16 protein-coding genes are annotated in these 14,821 nt (G+C 73.6%); 5 read left to right on the plus strand and 11 right to left on the minus strand.

What is annotated here, in order from left to right; translation table 11 throughout:
- Positions 1-290: 290 nt before the first annotated feature.
- On the minus strand, positions 291-773 hold the full coding sequence (locus tag ACFPCY_RS18550) for a hypothetical protein (RefSeq protein ID WP_378256755.1): 483 nt from the start codon (positions 771-773) through the stop codon (positions 291-293).
- A gap of 64 nt (positions 774-837) precedes the next feature.
- Between ACFPCY_RS18550 and ACFPCY_RS18555 the strand changes: the two genes are divergently transcribed.
- Positions 838-1,659, plus strand: a complete 822-nt coding sequence (locus ACFPCY_RS18555) for a hypothetical protein (protein WP_378256757.1) — start codon at positions 838-840, stop codon at positions 1,657-1,659.
- 386 nt (positions 1,660-2,045) lie between these two features.
- Positions 2,046-2,336 carry a hypothetical protein gene (locus tag ACFPCY_RS18560; protein ID WP_378256759.1) on the plus strand — a complete coding sequence of 97 codons (291 nt, stop codon included), beginning with the start codon at positions 2,046-2,048 and terminating at the stop codon, positions 2,334-2,336.
- Between the two features lie 305 nt (positions 2,337-2,641).
- Here the strand turns inward: ACFPCY_RS18560 and ACFPCY_RS18565 are convergent, their stop codons facing one another.
- The 6 genes from ACFPCY_RS18565 to ACFPCY_RS18590 all read right to left on the minus strand — a co-directional run bounded on the left by ACFPCY_RS18565 (position 2,642) and on the right by ACFPCY_RS18590 (position 8,940).
- Entirely contained in the window at positions 2,642-4,027 is a 1,386-nt protein-coding gene (locus tag ACFPCY_RS18565) for a glycosyltransferase family 2 protein (RefSeq protein ID WP_378256762.1), read from the minus strand.
- Positions 4,017-4,175 (minus strand): hypothetical protein, encoded by a 159-nt coding sequence (locus ACFPCY_RS18570; protein WP_378256764.1) that lies wholly within the window; start codon positions 4,173-4,175, stop codon positions 4,017-4,019. Before ACFPCY_RS18570 ends, ACFPCY_RS18565 begins: the two co-directional genes overlap by 11 nt.
- A gap of 237 nt (positions 4,176-4,412) precedes the next feature.
- Positions 4,413-6,227 carry an ABC transporter permease gene (locus tag ACFPCY_RS18575; protein WP_378256766.1) on the minus strand — a complete coding sequence of 605 codons (1,815 nt, stop codon included), beginning with the start codon at positions 6,225-6,227 and terminating at the stop codon, positions 4,413-4,415.
- A gap of 5 nt (positions 6,228-6,232) precedes the next feature.
- On the minus strand, positions 6,233-6,973 hold the full coding sequence (locus tag ACFPCY_RS18580) for an ABC transporter ATP-binding protein (protein WP_378256768.1): 741 nt from the start codon (positions 6,971-6,973) through the stop codon (positions 6,233-6,235).
- Positions 6,970-7,503 carry a PadR family transcriptional regulator gene (locus ACFPCY_RS18585; protein WP_378256770.1) on the minus strand — a complete coding sequence of 178 codons (534 nt, stop codon included), beginning with the start codon at positions 7,501-7,503 and terminating at the stop codon, positions 6,970-6,972. The genes ACFPCY_RS18580 and ACFPCY_RS18585 overlap by 4 nt, the downstream gene beginning before the upstream one ends.
- A gap of 189 nt (positions 7,504-7,692) precedes the next feature.
- Positions 7,693-8,940, minus strand: a complete 1,248-nt coding sequence (locus tag ACFPCY_RS18590; protein ID WP_378256772.1) for a PucR family transcriptional regulator — start codon at positions 8,938-8,940, stop codon at positions 7,693-7,695.
- Positions 8,941-9,059: 119 nt separating this feature from the next.
- Here ACFPCY_RS18590 and ACFPCY_RS18595 point away from each other — a divergent pair, with 119 nt between their 5' ends.
- The 3 genes from ACFPCY_RS18595 (at position 9,060) to ACFPCY_RS18605 (ending at position 12,047) form a co-directional block, all read left to right on the plus strand.
- Positions 9,060-10,367 (plus strand): MFS transporter, encoded by a 1,308-nt coding sequence (locus ACFPCY_RS18595; protein WP_378256774.1) that lies wholly within the window; start codon positions 9,060-9,062, stop codon positions 10,365-10,367.
- Positions 10,368-10,386: 19 nt separating this feature from the next.
- On the plus strand, positions 10,387-11,700 hold the full coding sequence (locus ACFPCY_RS18600) for an alkyl sulfatase dimerization domain-containing protein (RefSeq protein ID WP_378256776.1): 1,314 nt from the start codon (positions 10,387-10,389) through the stop codon (positions 11,698-11,700).
- Positions 11,701-11,852: 152 nt separating this feature from the next.
- On the plus strand, positions 11,853-12,047 hold the full coding sequence (locus ACFPCY_RS18605; protein WP_378256779.1) for a CsbD family protein: 195 nt from the start codon (positions 11,853-11,855) through the stop codon (positions 12,045-12,047).
- Positions 12,048-12,148: 101 nt separating this feature from the next.
- Here ACFPCY_RS18605 and ACFPCY_RS18610 read toward each other — a convergent pair whose 3' ends face one another.
- From ACFPCY_RS18610 to ACFPCY_RS18625, 4 genes are all read right to left on the minus strand, one after another.
- Positions 12,149-12,676, minus strand: coding sequence for a hypothetical protein (locus tag ACFPCY_RS18610; protein WP_378256781.1), 528 nt, complete (start codon positions 12,674-12,676; stop codon positions 12,149-12,151).
- A gap of 268 nt (positions 12,677-12,944) precedes the next feature.
- Positions 12,945-13,268, minus strand: coding sequence for a MerR family transcriptional regulator (locus ACFPCY_RS18615; protein WP_378256783.1), 324 nt, complete (start codon positions 13,266-13,268; stop codon positions 12,945-12,947).
- Positions 13,269-13,422: 154 nt separating this feature from the next.
- Entirely contained in the window at positions 13,423-13,869 is a 447-nt protein-coding gene (locus tag ACFPCY_RS18620) for an Hsp20/alpha crystallin family protein (protein WP_378256785.1), read from the minus strand.
- A gap of 127 nt (positions 13,870-13,996) precedes the next feature.
- Positions 13,997-14,791 (minus strand): SDR family NAD(P)-dependent oxidoreductase, encoded by a 795-nt coding sequence (locus ACFPCY_RS18625; protein WP_378256787.1) that lies wholly within the window; start codon positions 14,789-14,791, stop codon positions 13,997-13,999.
- Positions 14,792-14,821: the final 30 nt, after the last annotated feature.

The following is a 14,821-nucleotide window of genomic DNA, read 5'->3' on the forward strand; positions in this document are numbered from 1 at the left end:
TGGCCCGCGTGACCCGCGTGGCCCCGCGTGACCCGCGTGGCCCCGCCTGACCCGCGTGACCCGCCTGCCCCCGCCTCACCCCCGTAACTCCGCCTGACCGGGCCTGACCCCGCCTGGCCCGCGTGCCCCCGCCTGGCCCGCGTTACCCCGCGTGACCCTGCGTTCCCCGCGCCTGCTCTCGGCCCGACCCCGCCTGCCCCGTCCGGCGTGGGCTGACCTCGCTGGATTCCGCGTGACCTCGCTCGGTTTCGCCTCACTCGGCGGGCTGTTCGGGCGGTCGCTGGGGAGGGTCATTCGACGTCCTCGGCGGGGACGGGCTCGATGAGGGGCTCGGTGCAGCCGCACGGTGTGCGCGCGAAGATCCTGGCGCCGTCCGAGGTTTCACGGAACGCCTGGATGTGCCGCCAGCCGCGGTCGTCACACCAGGGGCACCGCCGTTCGCGGTCGCGGGCGGAGCGCCCATCCGGGAAGGCGTCGTCCTCCTCGGGCTTCGGGGGCGGTCCGTCGGTGAGCTCGTCGAGCGCGCCGGACGGGTAGCCGTGCGACTCCCACGCGCACCCGTCGTGTCCGCTGCGTCCGCAGCCGCCGCACGCGGGGCAGAAGACCGGGAGGAGCAGCAGCCGCGCCCGGCCCGTGAGCGGGTCGGGGCTCCAATTGGTGGACACGCGCTCGTGGGTGAGGCCGAGGCCGCCGCACACGGCGCAGGGCGCGGCGTCGTCCAGTGGGGGTGGGGGAAACACCGCCTGGCAGTAGTTCGTGTTGCCGTCGCTCATGGCTCTCCGTTGGATCGCGTAGGGGTCGGACGTCGTCGTTTCGGTGACTGACAGGATGGCTTTCGTGGGTGCACGCGCGCATTGGGACGAGACGTACCGAATTCTGCTCCCGCAGGTCCTCCGGCCGGTGGACGAGACGCGCCGTGAGTTCGCCGAAGCCGTGTTCCAGGCGTGGCTGATGTGGCAGGGGGACACCTCCGAGGAAGAACTCGACGCGTTGATCACCGATGAGGAGATCTCGGTGCTGCGTGCTCTGGAGGAGGCGTGCTCGCTCGGCTGGCGCAACGCCTTGCTGGGCCGGACGCTCGCCGATCACGGATACGAGACGGTCGTCGGACGGCCCTACGGCGGCCCGCACGGGTTGTGGGGCGCGCCGGCCCGCACGACGGCCGATGAGGGTTTCCGTCCGCCGTCCCTCCCCAGGCCGGCTCGGTGGGGTGGCGAACTTCCGGTGCGGCGGTCCCTGCGCGATGCCCTGTCCAGCGCCACGAACCGGTTCGATGTTGTGGTCCGTCGCATCCGCGACGTGCACGCCGCGATCGCGACCGTCCCGGTCGAGGGTCGGCCACCGATCGACCGTGTGCGTGAGGTGGTGACGCGACTGTGCCTCGACGCATGGCACGAGGCCGTCGAGGTCCATCGCCGACGCGGCTGGGACGACGCCGAGTGGTGGCAATACCTCGACCTGGAGAACCTCCTGCCGTGGATGGCCGTCGCGCTCGGACTCCCCGGCGAGCATCCGGAACGCTACGGCGACCTGGTCGAGCCGGTCGCCTCAAGAACCGTCACCGATTCGTGGGACGGGCCGATGCGATGGCAGGCCATACCCGCGAACTTCGTCTCCGAGCTAGGCGAGGTCTGCGTAAGACTGGCCCTTCGCGACTGAGCCTGAAGGTCGTTCTTCCCCGTTCCAGCGCCTCGACGGCAGTCTTTTCGTGTCTTCTTCAAGCTCGCGTTATAGGCTCTAACAGGACGTCCGGGGTCTCAGCTGTTATTTGCGTTCTCGGTTTCTGCTCCGGTTGCAGCGCCTCACGAGGGACCCGGAGGGAGTCGGCCGTCAGTACCCGGTCCATCTCTTCGCCCGCCCCCGCGTCCATGACGCACTCCGGAGGACTGTCTGGTCGGCGAAGTCCCGCCGTACTGGACGGTGGAGACCGTGCTGATCAGCGTTCCCGGCTCGTCTGGGCACGCGTGATTACTCTGAGTGTCGTCACGACTACAGAGGGGAAGGTAGGGGGTTGCGCCCGGATGAGAACTCAAAGGAGAGACACCATGCGCAGACAGCTCACCGTCACGACGGCCGTCGCGGCCGCGGCCCTGGCCCTGACCGCCCTTCCCGCCTCGGCGCACGCCGCCCGGGCCGGCCATCACTTCCTCTGCGACGAGGTGAAGATGAGCGAGGACCACAGCCGTATCGTCGCCACCGGCTGCGGACCCCGCGAGGAGGGCCGCCTCCGCTTCGTCGTCATCGACCAGAAGGGCTCGCGCCACGACCGCCACCAGTGCATGATCGTCCGGGCCCACGAGGGCGGCCTGCGCGGCTTGGGGTGTCACCGCGTCTAGGGTGACGCCGACCTGACGTGATACCGCCGTCCCCGGCCCGCCGTGCGGGCCGGGGACGGCTGCCGTCTTCCACGCGCCCGGCCGCCCTCCAGCCGCGTCCCGGCCGCCCTCCGGTCGTGCTCCGGCCGCCCTCCGGTCGTGCTCCGGCCGCGCTCCGCCCGCGCCCCGGCCGTGTCCCGGCCGCCCTCCGGCCGCGCTCCGGTCGCGCTCCGCCCGCGTCCCGGTCGCGTCCCGGCCGTGCCCCGGCCGGGTCCCGGTCGCGTTCCGGTCGCGTCGCGGTCGCGTTCCGGCCGCGCGTCCCCGGGTCACCGCGCTTCTGCGAGGGAGACCTCGACGGACTGGCGGGTTCCCCAGTGGCCGACCCGGCGGCAGGTGCACATCGCGTACAGGTAGAGCGGCCGCAGGACCAGCAGCCGCCACAGCGCGATGAGCGGCGCGCAGGCGAACAGCGCCGCCCGCGCCCACGGCGGCTCGTCGCTGCGCCGGACGGTGAAGATCCGCAGGGCGGTCAGGTAGTTCATCATGATCCCGGCCTGCGCTCCCGCGACCGCGATCGAGTCCAGGTGCGTCCGGTAGGCCGGGTCGAACAGGAGCACCGCCGGGAGCAGCAGCGCCAGGACGAGGTGCAGGTACTCGCTGACCGTCATCCAGAACACGGCGCCGGTGACGGGCATGTAGCGCAGCCACCACAGGTGCCGGACGGTGGTCCCGCGCATCCAGCGCAGCTGCTGGTTGACGTAGTGGTTCACGTGCTGCGGGACGAGGGTGAAGGCGATGGAGCTGGGCTGGTGGACGGTGTCGCCGGCGAGCAGGGCGTAGAAGGTGAGCATCGAGTCGTCGTTCATCTGCATCGGGCGTCCGGCGAACCGTTCGTGCTCGTACACGCCGGCGGCGCGGCGCACCACGTCGCCCCGGTAGAAGGCGAGCGTGCCGGAGTTGATGGTGACGCGGCGCAGCACCGACTGGGCGCTGCGCACCCCGCGGGTGAACGGCAGGTACAGCACGCACGTCATGCGCGTCAGCAGGCTCGCCGTCCGGTTGAGGACCAGGACGTGGCCGCCGACCGACTGCACGCGCGGGTCGGCGAAGGGCAGCAGCCCTTCGCGGACGGCATGCCGGTCCAGGACGGAGTCGCTGTCGAGAGTGACGAAGACGTCGGCGTCATCGTCGGCGAGGGCGCGCATCTGCGCGAACCGCTTGCCCCGGTTAGGGGTGCGCTGCCAGGTGGTGCCGATGCCGAGTTCGGCCGCGGCGGCCTGGAAGTCGCGGCGCACGTCGTCGTAGGTGACGGGCTTTCCGGCGGCGTCCGCCGATCCGTCGTCGACGACGTGGACGCGGTCGACGCGGCGGCTCTGGTCCAGGACCGAGCGCAGGCAGGCGCGCAGCGCCGCCGGATCCTCGTTGTAGACGGGGACCTGGACGGTGACGGTCAGCTCGTCGAGGGCGGCCCGCTGCTCGCCGGAGGCCTTGAACGGGCGTTCCAGCCAGGACACCGGGACCCACCACAGCGCCAGGAAGGACGCGGTCCAGGCCACGCAGGTCGCACCGAACGACGTCGTGAAGGTGGTGATGGCCGCGACGAGATGGGTCAGCCCCCAGGCGGCGAACGCGGCGAGCGGCAGCGCCGCGAGCATGATGGAGGCCCGCGGCGGGGCGTACCGCGCCCGCGGCGCCCGGAACTCAGCGTTCAAGCGGCCCCTGCCCGCGCCGGAACCCGAACCTGACCAGGGCCGCGCCGAACAGCACCAGCCCGAGGCCGGACGCGGCCAGCCAGACATGGCCCATCGCCAGGCCGGTGTAGGCGAGCGTCCCGCCGGTGGCGGCCGATCCGTAAGGCATGGAGACACCTCCGCAAGAAGTTGATGATCATCGACTTCCTGCGTCTACCCGGCCCCCGTGTAAACGATCACCCCCGCTCCGTAAAGCCTTCCCCCCGCCGCCGGCTCCGCCCCGCTAAGGGCGAATCCCGCCAGTTTCCCCCCGCCCCGCCCCCGCGCCACGGCCGTACCGCGTCACGGCCGTACCGTGTCACGCCTGTGCCGGTTCGCCCGGCGCGGTGCGGCGCGGCGTGGGGGCTCAGGTTGCGTCGGTCGTGAGGGTTCGGGCGATGGACCGGCGGGCCGCGAGGCGGGCGGGCAGGGCGGTGAGCGCGGCCGTCGCCAACGGGGCGGCGACCGCGGGGACGAGCAGCGACCACAGGGAGGGGACGACGACGTTCGGAGGGGAGAACACCAGCACCAGGAACAGTCCCAACGGGACGCCGGCGACCGCACCGGGCACGGTCGGGAGGAGCTGCGCGGCGGACAGTCCGGCCGTGATCTGCCCCGGCGTCGCGCCGAGCGTCCGGGCGATGGCGATGACGGGCCGGGCCTCCAGCGCGGTGGTCCAGGTGATCGTGACGATGTTCACCGCGGCGAGCACGGCCAGCGCGGCGGTGACCGCGAGCAGCAGGCGGTGGCCCTGCTCGGCCTGGACGTTGCCCAGACGGGACGAGCCGAGGCCGTAGTCGTACCGGGGTTCGACGCGGGCGACCAGCAGCGCCGTGGCGCCGATCACCATGACCGCGATGCTCCACGCGTGCAGGACGGCGCGGCCGGGCCGGCGGGCGATCAGGCGGAGCGCGAGCAGCAGCGAGGGCGGCAGCAGCGCCGACAGGGCGTTCAGCCGGGGCCGGTGGCCGGGCCGGCGGGCGGCGTCGGCGAGCGCGGTCACGGTCTCGGCGCGCAGGGCGCGCCGGGTGGGGCCGAGGGTGGTCAGGACCGCCACGGCCAGGGCGAGGACCGTGGTGGCGGCGATGGTGTCGCCGGACGGGCCCGCCGCGCCGGACAGCAGGCTCGCGGTCGGGTTGGCGAGGCCGGGCGCGGCGAGCCGGGCGATCGTCAGCCCCAGCGCGTCGGCGGCCAGCGCGAGCGCCAGGTACTCGCCGAGCAGGACGGCGGCGATGAGCCCGGGCGTGGCGCCGACCGCCTTGAGCAGCCCCACCCGCCGGGTCTGCCTGGTGGCGCGTCCCGCCGCGAGCGTGGCCACCCCGCCGACGGCCAGCAGGGCGAGCAGCCAGCTGCCGATGACCAGCACCGGCTGGCTCTGCCGGAGTATGTGCGCGCTCTCCCTGTCCATGGACTGCCAGGTGACGAAGTTCGTCGGATGCTCTTCGCTGTAGTGACGCCGGGACTCGACGAACTCCGGCGCGGTGGCGGGGTTCCTCAGTTTCAGGAAGAGCAGGGAGGTCACCGGAAGGTCGGCGGTGCGCAGCGTCCCGGCGTCGGCCTCGCTCATCCAGACCAGGCCGCCGTAGTCGCTCGGGCCGCCGCCCGGGCCCGGCGTCTGCGCCCACGGATAGATGCTGTGCGACGTGGTCACGGCGATCCCGGCGGCGGGAAGCGAGCGTCCGGCGACGGTGACGCGGTCGCCGACCCGGATGCCCAGGGCGGTGGCGAAGCCGCGCTCGACCACCACGCCGCCGGGACGCACCCAGGTGCCCGAGGTGACCAGCGGGCGATCGACCGGCCCCGGTACCGCGGCGGCGCGCTGCACCACCGCGGCCGACGTCAGACCGTGCGCGGTCACGGTCGTGGAGTACTCGCGGTACGGCCCGCTGTGGGCGCTGACCTCGGACGCCCGTGCCAGCGACGCCAGGGCCGAGGCCGTGGTCCGGTCGCCGCCGGGGGCGATCGCGACCACGTCCGGCCCGGCCGTGGCGGCGCGGGTCTGCCGGAACAGCGTGTCGGTCGCGCCGCGCAGCGACAGGCCGAGGGACAGGGTGGCGGTGGCGGCGGTGATCGCCAGCAGCATCATCGCGGCCTGCGCGGGATGGCGGCGCACGTCGGCCAGGACGAGGCGGATCACCAGCAGGAGGTGGCCCACGCGGCTCAGCAGCAGGAGGCGGCCCACGCGGCTCAGTCCCCGAGCCCGAGCAGGTCCCCGAGCCCTCCGGCGGCCCGGCCCGCCAGCCGGGTGTCGTCGACGAACGTCCCGTCGCGCATGGAGACGACCCGGTCCGCGGTGGCCGCGACCCGCTCGTCGTGCGTGACCATCACGACCGTCTGCCCGGCGGCCCGCAGCCCGGCGAAGAGCCTCAGCACCTCGCGCGTCGCCGCGGTGTCCAGGTTCCCGGTCGGCTCGTCGGCCAGCAGCACCAGCGGCTCGTTCGCCATGGCGCGGGCGATCGCCACCCGCTGCCGCTGCCCTCCCGACAGCTCCGGCGGCAGGTGCCGGGCGCGGTCGGCGAGCCCGACCCGTTCCAGCAGCAGGGCGGCGCGGCGCCGGGCCGCGCGCGGCGAACCGCCGGCCAGCAGCACCGGCAGTTCCACGTTCTCCCGCGCCGACAGCTCCTCCACGAGGTGGAAGGCCTGGAAGACGAAACCGACCGACCGCCGGCGGAGGCGGGCCAGCGCCCGCTCGCTCAGCGTGTCGATGCGCCGGCCGGCGAGCCACACCTCCCCGCGGCTGGGCCGCTCCAGGCCGCCCAGCAGGTGCAGCAGCGTGGACTTCCCGCAGCCGCTCGGTCCCGTCACCGCCAGCAGCTGCCCGGACGGGACGTCCAGATCGGCCTCGTCGACCGCCCGGACCAGCCCCTGCCCCTGCCCGTGCTCCTTGCACAGGCCGCGGACCCGCAGCACCGCGCCGAACTCGTTCATGCGTCCTCGGATTCGTCGGCGATCCTCGACCAGACCCGCTCGCAGGCCTCCAACCAGCGCAGGTCGGCCTGCAGCCGCAGCGCGACGCCCTCCAGCAGCAGGCCGGCGGTCGAGCCGTCCGCCTCCGCCAGCAGCGCGCGCTGCGCCTCGCCGAGCCGGCGCAGCAGCTCGCGGCGCTGCGCGTCCACCAGCTCGACCGGATCGGCGAGCCGGCCCGCGGCCGCGGCGGCGAGCTTGAGATGGAACTCCGCCAGGTTCGGCTTCGGCCAGCTCACCTCGCCGAGCCAGGCGGCCACCCGCCGCTGCCCGGCCGGCGTCAGCGCGTACACCTTGCGGTCCGGCCGGTCGGGCAGCCCGTCGGCGCGTTCGGACGCGACCAGCCCCGCCTTCTCCAGCCGGGCCAGGGTGACGTAGACCTGCCCCGCGTTCATCGACTCCCCGAGCGGCCCGAGAGCCCTCCGGAGCCGCTCGCGCAGCCGGTAACCGTGCGACGGCTCCTTCGCGAGCATCGCCAGAACCGCGTCCTGCATGCACCACCCCTAACGGCTAGCCAATAGATAGCGGTTAGCGATCAGACCCGTCAAGCAGAAGCGTCCCGAAGGAGCGTTCGGCCGAAAGGAAGGTTCCGCTGCCGCCGGGAACGCGGGCGAGCGTCGGCCCAGGCCACCAGCCGATTCATCCGGGCGCTGGGCATCCGCCGCCTCGGGCGGCGGTTCGGCTCAGCCGAGCTGGCGCAGGGTGAGGGCGGCCGCGTAGCGGAGCAGGCCGCGGGCGGTGCGCGGGTCCACGCCGGTGAGGCGCGCCGCGGTCGCGAGCCGGTTGTCGACGGTGTTGGGGTGGACGGCCAGGGCGCGGGCCGTCCGGCGGCGGTCCATGTCGTGGTCGAGGTAGGCGCGGACGGTCGCGACGAGTTCGGGACGGTCGGCGAGCGGGTCCAGCAGGGCGGCGAGCAGCGGGGCGCTGTCGGCGGGGCCGCTGAGGTGGTAGTCGAGCAGGACGTCGTCCAGCTCGTACACCCCGGACGGGCGGCCCGTCGCGTCCGCGATGCGGGCGATCCGGGCGGATCGGGCGGCGGTGCGCGGGACGTCGGCGACGTCGGCGGACCGGGCCGCGCCGACGATGATCCGCTCCCCGCCCGCCGCCGCGCCGACCAGCGGTTCGGTCAGGTCCGACGTCCGGACGGTCGAGGGCAGCAGGATGTGACCGCCGCGCTCGTCCCGGTGCATGAGGACGGCGCCGTCCACCAGGTTCTCCAGGCGCGTCCGGATGCGGCGGAGCGTGCGCCGCTCGGCGATCCCCTGGAGCGGGCGCACGCCGCCCTCGGCCGAGGACGATTCGAGCGTCCGCACGGTCAGGACGAGGTGGCTCGCGGACGCCGCGATCCCGAAGCGTCCCACCGGCTCGCCGGTGAGCAGCGCGCGAGCGATCTCCCGCAGCGTCTCGCGGTGCTCGGCCCGGATCGCCTCGCGTTCGGCCTGGTAGGCGTCGGTCACGGCGGTCACCACCTGGCCGAGGCCGCGAAGCTGCCGGCGCGCCAGCAGCCGCAGCGCCGCCTCCTCGCCGGGCAGGGCGGTGTCGCAGAGCATGTCCCACACCGCCTCGGCGGCGATGAAGTACGTCTCCAGCAGCGAGGAGAGTTCGAGCCCCTCCTCGGCCCGCTGCGCGGCGCGCTCGGTGAAGACCCGCAGGTCGGCGTCCGGGGTCCGGCGTCCCGCGGCCTCGCGCAGGAACCGCCGGATGCCCTGCCGCGCGGTGTCGGCGATCTCCAGCGTCCGCATGTCCTCGGGCAGCGCCGCGTACTCGGGCAGGGCGGTGAAGCGCCGCTCGGTCAGCTCCCGGGCGAGCCGGTTCACCTGCCGCTCGCATCGTCCGGCCAGGGCGGCGGCGGCCTTCCGGGTCTCCGCGTCCGGGCCGTCCTTCGCTGGACGGCGGGCGCTGGCCGCCTCTTCTCCGGAGTCGTCCGTCACCCGCCGATTGTGACATCTCACAGTCGCAGGCGCGAAACGCTGGTCCATCACGCGGTTGTCCCAGGACGGAGGCGGTCGGAAGAGTGATCGGAACCAATCCCCGCCGAATGGAGGCGCGTATGGCGTCAGCGGGTCCCGTCGCACCCGAGCGGACGGCACACGATCGGCGTGCCTGGACGGTCGTCGCGCTGCTCGTGCTGTTCATGGCGATCAACTTCATGGACAAGACCGTGCTCGGCCTCGCCGGCGAGCGCGTGCGGCACGACCTCGGACTGACCGACACCGCGTTCGGCGCGATCGGGAGCGCGTTCTTCCTGCTGTTCAGCGTGTCCGGGATCGCGGTCGGGTTCGTGACCGACCGGTTCGGGGCGCGGCGGCTGGTCGGCGTGCTGGTCGCGCTGTGGAGCGCGTCCCAGCTCGCGGTCGCGGTGCCCGGAGCGGGCCTCGCGGTGCTGCTCGGGACGCGGGTGACGCTCGGCGCGGCGGAGGGCCCGGCGTTCGGGCTGGCGAGCCACACCGCGTTCGGCTGGTTCCCGGGCCGGCGGCGCGGCCTGCCCGGGAACCTGCTGACGGTCGGCGCGGCGGGCGGCGTCGCGGTCGGCGGGCCGCTGCTCGCCGCCGTCATCTCCGGGCCGGGCTGGCGGACGGCCTTCGCGCTCACCGGCGTCCTCGGCCTGCTGTGGCTGGTCGCGTGGACGAGGCTCGGTGCCGAGGGCCCGTACAACGTGCGCGCGCACGAGGACGCCGGCCCGCGCGTCCCCTACCGGCGGCTGCTGACGCGGCCGACCGTCCTCGCCGGGCTCGCGTGCGGCTTCGCCGGGTTCTGGCTGATGGCCGTCGCGATCACGTGGATGCCGCAGTTCATGCAGCGCGTCCACGGCTACACGCTGCAGAGCGCCGGACTGCTCGCCGCCGGGACGCAAATCGTCGGCATCGTCGTGATCCTCGCGTTCGCCACCGCGTCCCAGCGGATCCTCCGGCGCGGCGGGACCGGACGGGTCGCGCTCGGCGTGCTCGGCGGCGTCGCCGTCCTGGTCTCCGGGGCGGCCGTGCTGCTGGTCAGCCGGATCGGCGGGGGAGCGCCGCTGGTCCTCACGCTGATGGCCGCGTTCACGTTCGCGAACCCGTTCTTCGGCTTCGTCCAGGCGGCCGTCGCGCAGATCGCGCCGACCCGGCAGCGCGCCGCCGCGCTCGGCGTCGTCACGGCCGTCGCGTCCACCGCGGGCGCGATCGGCCCCGCCGTCACCGGCGCGCTCGTGGACCGCGCGGGCGACGACCTCGCCGGCTTCCGCGATGCGTTCGACCTGGCCGGCGCCCTCCTCATCGCCGGCGGCCTGCTCGCCGTCGCCTTCGTCAACCCCGAACGCGACGCCTCCCGCGCACCGAGCGTGCGGAACGCGGGCACGGCGCCGTCCGGAACTCCGTGATCACCGAAAGGACCACCTCGTGACCGACCTCGACATCAGGGACTACGCCGACCGGATCTGGCGCGGCGAGGCCGACGACAGCATCGCGCACAGCGGGCTGCACGGCACCGGCGTCGTGGACGTCGCCGACGGCGTCGGCTGGGCGCCCGGATTCGGCAACGTCATCACCTTCCGGACGGACGGCGACGAGGTCGTCCTGTTCGACACCGGCAACCCGCTCACCGCCGACCGCCTGCACCGGCACGTCCGCGCCTGGTCGCCGCACCCGCTGTCGACGGCGTTCTACTCGCACGGGCACATCGACCACGTCTTCGGCGTCGGGCCGTTCGACGCGGAGGCGCGCGAGCGCGGCTGGGCGCGGCCGCAGGTCGTCGCGCACGAGGCCGTCCGCGACCGGTTCGACCGGTACGTCCTGACGAACGGCTACAACGCGGTCATCAACCGGCGCCAGTTCCAGTCCCCGGACCTCACCTGGCCGAGCGAGTACCGCCACCCCGACGTCACCTTCGCCGACGGCCTGACCGTCACGCGCGGCGGCCTCACGTTCGAGCTGTTCCACGCCAAGGGCGAGACGGACGACGCGGCCGTGGCCTACGTCCCGGAGCACCGGCTGCTGCTGCCCGGCGACCTGTTCATCTGGCTCACGCCCAACTGCGGCAACCCGCAGAAGGTGCAGCGGTACCCGCGCGAGTGGGCGCACGCGCTGCGCCGGATGGCCGCGCTCGGCGCGGAGCTGATGATCCCCTCGCACGGCGCGCCGATCTTCGGCGCGGACCGGATCGAGCAGGCGCTCACCGAGACCGCCGAATGGCTGGAGAGCATCGTCGAGCAGACCCTCGCGCTGCTCAACGAGGGCGCCCGGCTGGACGACGTCGTGCACGCCGTCCGCCCGCCCGCGCGGCTCGCCGACCGCGTCTACCTCCAGGCCAAGTACGACGAGCCGGAGTTCATCGTCCGGAACCTGTGGCGCATGTACGGCGGCTGGTACGACGGCAACCCCGCGCGCCTCAAGCCCGCCCGCGACGCCGACCTGGCCCGCGCCGTCGCCGCCCTCGCGGGCGGCACCGCGCGCCTCGCCGACGCGTCCCGCCGGGCCGTCGAGGACGGCGACCTGCGGCTCGCCTGCCACCTCGCCGAGATGGCCGTCCAGTCCGACCCGGACGACGCCGACCTGCACGCCGTCCGCGCCGAGGTCTACGCCGCCCGCGCCGCGGCCGAATCCTCCCTGATGGCCCGGGGCGTCTACACCTGGGCCGCCAACGAGTCCCGCGCCCGCGCCACCACCCCGACCGCCCCCGAGTCCACCGGCCCCACCTTCGAAGACCTCGTCTGACCGCCCCCTCGCCGGCCTCCGGCGGCTGCGCCCGCACTGCTTCGGCTCCTGCTCCGCTACGCGCGCGAGTGACTGAATGCATGGATTTGTCCGCATAGTTCGGTGCCGACCGGGCAAGGGCAGGCGCGTACGGCGAATCGGAGGAAGGAATCATGGGTTTCCTCGACAAGCTGAAGAACAAGACGCAGCGCAACAAGGGGCGTGGCAAGGAGGCGGCCGGACGGGCCGCCGACGACCCCTACCTGGAGGCCGAGGGACGCAGGGACCGCATGGCCGGCGGTGTGAAGCAGGTGGGCGAGCAGGCCAAGGACGCCGCCCGCGAGATCCGCAAGAGCACCAGGAAGTGAGCCCCCGAGCCGGTGGCCGGGACGCCTGACGAGTCCCGGCCACCGGCCTTGCTTCCCCTTCGGCGGTGAGCGCGCAGCCACCGAGGCGCTGCAAGCCCGTCCTAGCGGGATGCGCCGACGACGGCGCGGACGTCCCTTCCGCCGAACACCTCCTCGACCGCCTTCACGCGGAGTTCTTCGAGGAAGGTCATCTGCGCCTCGGCGCGTTCGAGCAGGAAGCGAAGGGTCTCAGCGTCCAGAGCCGGTTCCCGGTCGGCGATCGCGAGCAGCGTGCGCCATCCGGCGGCCTTCCCCTCCACCGCCACGCGCAGACCTTCGAACTCCACCAGGTCGCTCAGCGGTGAGCGGCTGCGCAGCCGCCCGTTGAACTTCAGGCGCCCCACTCTCTCGGCGGCCCACGCCGCCACGCTCTTGTACCGGCGCACCGGCAGGCCGAGCGACCGGACGATGGACAGCGCCGCGCCCCGGTCGGCGGCGATGTCGTCGGCCAGCCGCGCCAGCCGGTCGGCGTCGGCGGAGTCGCCGTGCGCCTGCGCGACGCGGCGCGCCAGCGCCACTCCGCCCGCCGCGCCGGCCAGGTGATCGTTCAAGTAGATGCCCAGGAGTTCCCGGGAGTCGGTAGTCGCCATCACCGCCCCGTACCCGGAGGCGCACCGCTAAACGGGGCGTCCTGCGCGCGTCCTCGGCGAGGATCGGAACGATCTCCGCGTCCTCGATCTCTCACCCGCCCGCTGCCAGGCAGGCGGCGGCCCTGTCGAGGGCCTGTTCCACCGCGGGGTGGACGGCGACCGCGCCGATGTCGCGGACGATCGTGACCTTGATCGGCTCTGAACGGCTCTGAACGGCTCTGAACGGCGCTGAACGGCGCTGAACGGCTCTGAACGACTCTGGACGGCCCTAGCGCGGGCGGCGGTTCTGTTCGGCCAGGCGCCGGGCCAGCTCGTCGCGTTCGCGGGTGAGCTCGGCCAGCTGGTGCTCGAGCTCGATGATGCGGCGGATCGCCGGCAGGGTCATGCCCTCGTCCATCATGCCGACCACCCGCTGCACGCGGCCGATCTCGTGGCGGCTGTAGCGGCGCTGGCCGCCGGGCGAGCGGCGCGGCGACACCACCTGCAACTCGTCGATGCGGCGCAGAAAGGCCCGCTGGACGGCCAGCATGTCGGCGACCTGGCCGACGGTGAACAGCGGCGCGTGCTCGTCGTCCAGCCACGACACGTCCACGCTCGCAGCCTCCTTCCTTCCGCGCCCGTGGGCGGAAACGCCGCCGGCCGGGGCCGGGCATCCCATCGCTGCCCGGCCCCGGCCGGTCCTTCCGGAACACTTGCCCGGGACGGTCTCGTCCCCGGTGGTCACGGCACCCGACGATCGGCCCCGGTCAGGCCTTGATCGCCTTGGTGTCGCTGCGCTGAACCTCGACCTTGCGCGGCTTGGCCTTCTCCAGGACGGGGATGCGCACCGCGAGCACGCCGTTGTTGTAGGCGGCCTCGATGGCGTCGGCGTCCAGGTGCTCCGACAGGTAGACGCGCCGGGTGAAGGTGCCCATCACCCGTTCCCGGACGAAGAGCCGGTCGCCCTCGCCGTACTCCTCCTCGCGCCGCGCGCTGACGCTCAGCACGCCGCGGTCCACGGTGACCTCGATCGAGTCCGGGTCGATGCCGGGCACGTCGAACCGCAGCAGCACGTCGTCCCGGCGCCGCAGCCCGTCCATGGCCATCGTCGCCCCGTTGCCCTGGCCGGCCGCCTGCCCGAAGGCCTGCCGCGCCACCCGGTCGAACTGCCGCTCGAACTCCTGCACGAACGGGTCGATCGACGTCAGCAGCATCGTGCTTCACCTCCGAAGATCCCCGGAAGCCGTCCGGCCCCCGGAACCGGTCCGCTAGGAAACCTCCTAACACAGTTGTAGGTTTCCGGCGGCCGAGTGTCAAGTCCGGCCCGGACCCCGCGCTCGCTCACGGCAGGATCGCGTCGACGTAACCGCCGTCGACGCGCACCGCGCCGCCGGTGGTGGCCGAGGCCCGCTCCGAACTGAGGTAGACGACCATGTTGGCGATCTCCTCGGGCTCGATCAGGCGCTTGAGCAGGGAGTTCGGGCGATGCTCGGCCATGAACCGGCGCTGTGCGTCCGCCCACGGCAGGTCGCCGCCGACCAGTTCGGCGACGAAGTCCTCCACGCCTCCCGTGTGGGTCGGCCCCGCGAGGACGGTGTTGACGGTGACGCCCGTCCCGGCGGCGGCCTTGGCGTAACCGCGCGAGACCGCGAGCAGCGCCGTCTTCGACATGCCGTAGTGCACCATCTCCTCGGGGATGGCCACCGCCGAGTCGCTGGCGATGAACTGCACCCGTCCCCAGCCCCGCCCGGTCATGCCCGGCAGGTACATGCGCGTGAGCCGCACACCGGACAGGACGTTGACCTCGAAGTAGCGCCGCCACTCGTCGTCGTCGACGTCCAGGACGGCGCGGGCCTCGAAGATGCCGAGATTGTTGACGAGGATGTCGACGTCGGGCACCTGGCCGTACACGGTCTCGGCGCCCTCCGCGGTGGCGACGTCGGCGGCCACACCCCGCAGGTCCGCTCCCGGCGCCTCCGAACGCAGCGTGTCCAAGGCGCCGCTGACGCTCGCCTCCGAGCGTCCGTTGACGACGGTGGCCGCTCCGGCCCGTGCCAGTCCCGCGGCGATGGCGAGGCCGATGCCCTTGGTGGATCCGGTGACCAGCGCGGTCCGCCCGGTGAGATCGATGTCCATGGCGGTGATCGTTCCCACCCCGGCCCCGGA

The organism is Actinomadura gamaensis (genome assembly GCF_042652125.1).
Lineage (GTDB): Bacteria > Actinomycetota > Actinomycetes > Streptosporangiales > Streptosporangiaceae > Spirillospora > Spirillospora gamaensis.

Excerpts from the sequence above, each read along its gene's own strand:
- ACFPCY_RS18550 (WP_378256755.1), bottom strand. The coding sequence starts at position 773 with ATGAGCGACGGCAACACGAACTACTGCCAGGCGGTGTTTCCCCCACCC.
- ACFPCY_RS18560 (WP_378256759.1), top strand. The coding sequence starts at position 2,046 with ATGCGCAGACAGCTCACCGTCACGACGGCCGTCGCGGCCGCGGCCCTG.
- ACFPCY_RS18570 (WP_378256764.1), bottom strand. The coding sequence starts at position 4,175 with ATGCCTTACGGATCGGCCGCCACCGGCGGGACGCTCGCCTACACCGGC.
- ACFPCY_RS18580 (WP_378256768.1), bottom strand. The coding sequence starts at position 6,973 with ATGAACGAGTTCGGCGCGGTGCTGCGGGTCCGCGGCCTGTGCAAGGAG.
- ACFPCY_RS18585 (WP_378256770.1), bottom strand. The coding sequence starts at position 7,503 with ATGCAGGACGCGGTTCTGGCGATGCTCGCGAAGGAGCCGTCGCACGGT.
- ACFPCY_RS18595 (WP_378256774.1), top strand. The coding sequence starts at position 9,060 with ATGGCGTCAGCGGGTCCCGTCGCACCCGAGCGGACGGCACACGATCGG.
- ACFPCY_RS18605 (WP_378256779.1), top strand. The coding sequence starts at position 11,853 with ATGGGTTTCCTCGACAAGCTGAAGAACAAGACGCAGCGCAACAAGGGG.
- ACFPCY_RS18610 (WP_378256781.1), bottom strand. The coding sequence starts at position 12,676 with ATGGCGACTACCGACTCCCGGGAACTCCTGGGCATCTACTTGAACGAT.
- ACFPCY_RS18620 (WP_378256785.1), bottom strand. The coding sequence starts at position 13,869 with ATGCTGCTGACGTCGATCGACCCGTTCGTGCAGGAGTTCGAGCGGCAG.
- ACFPCY_RS18625 (WP_378256787.1), bottom strand. The coding sequence starts at position 14,791 with ATGGACATCGATCTCACCGGGCGGACCGCGCTGGTCACCGGATCCACC.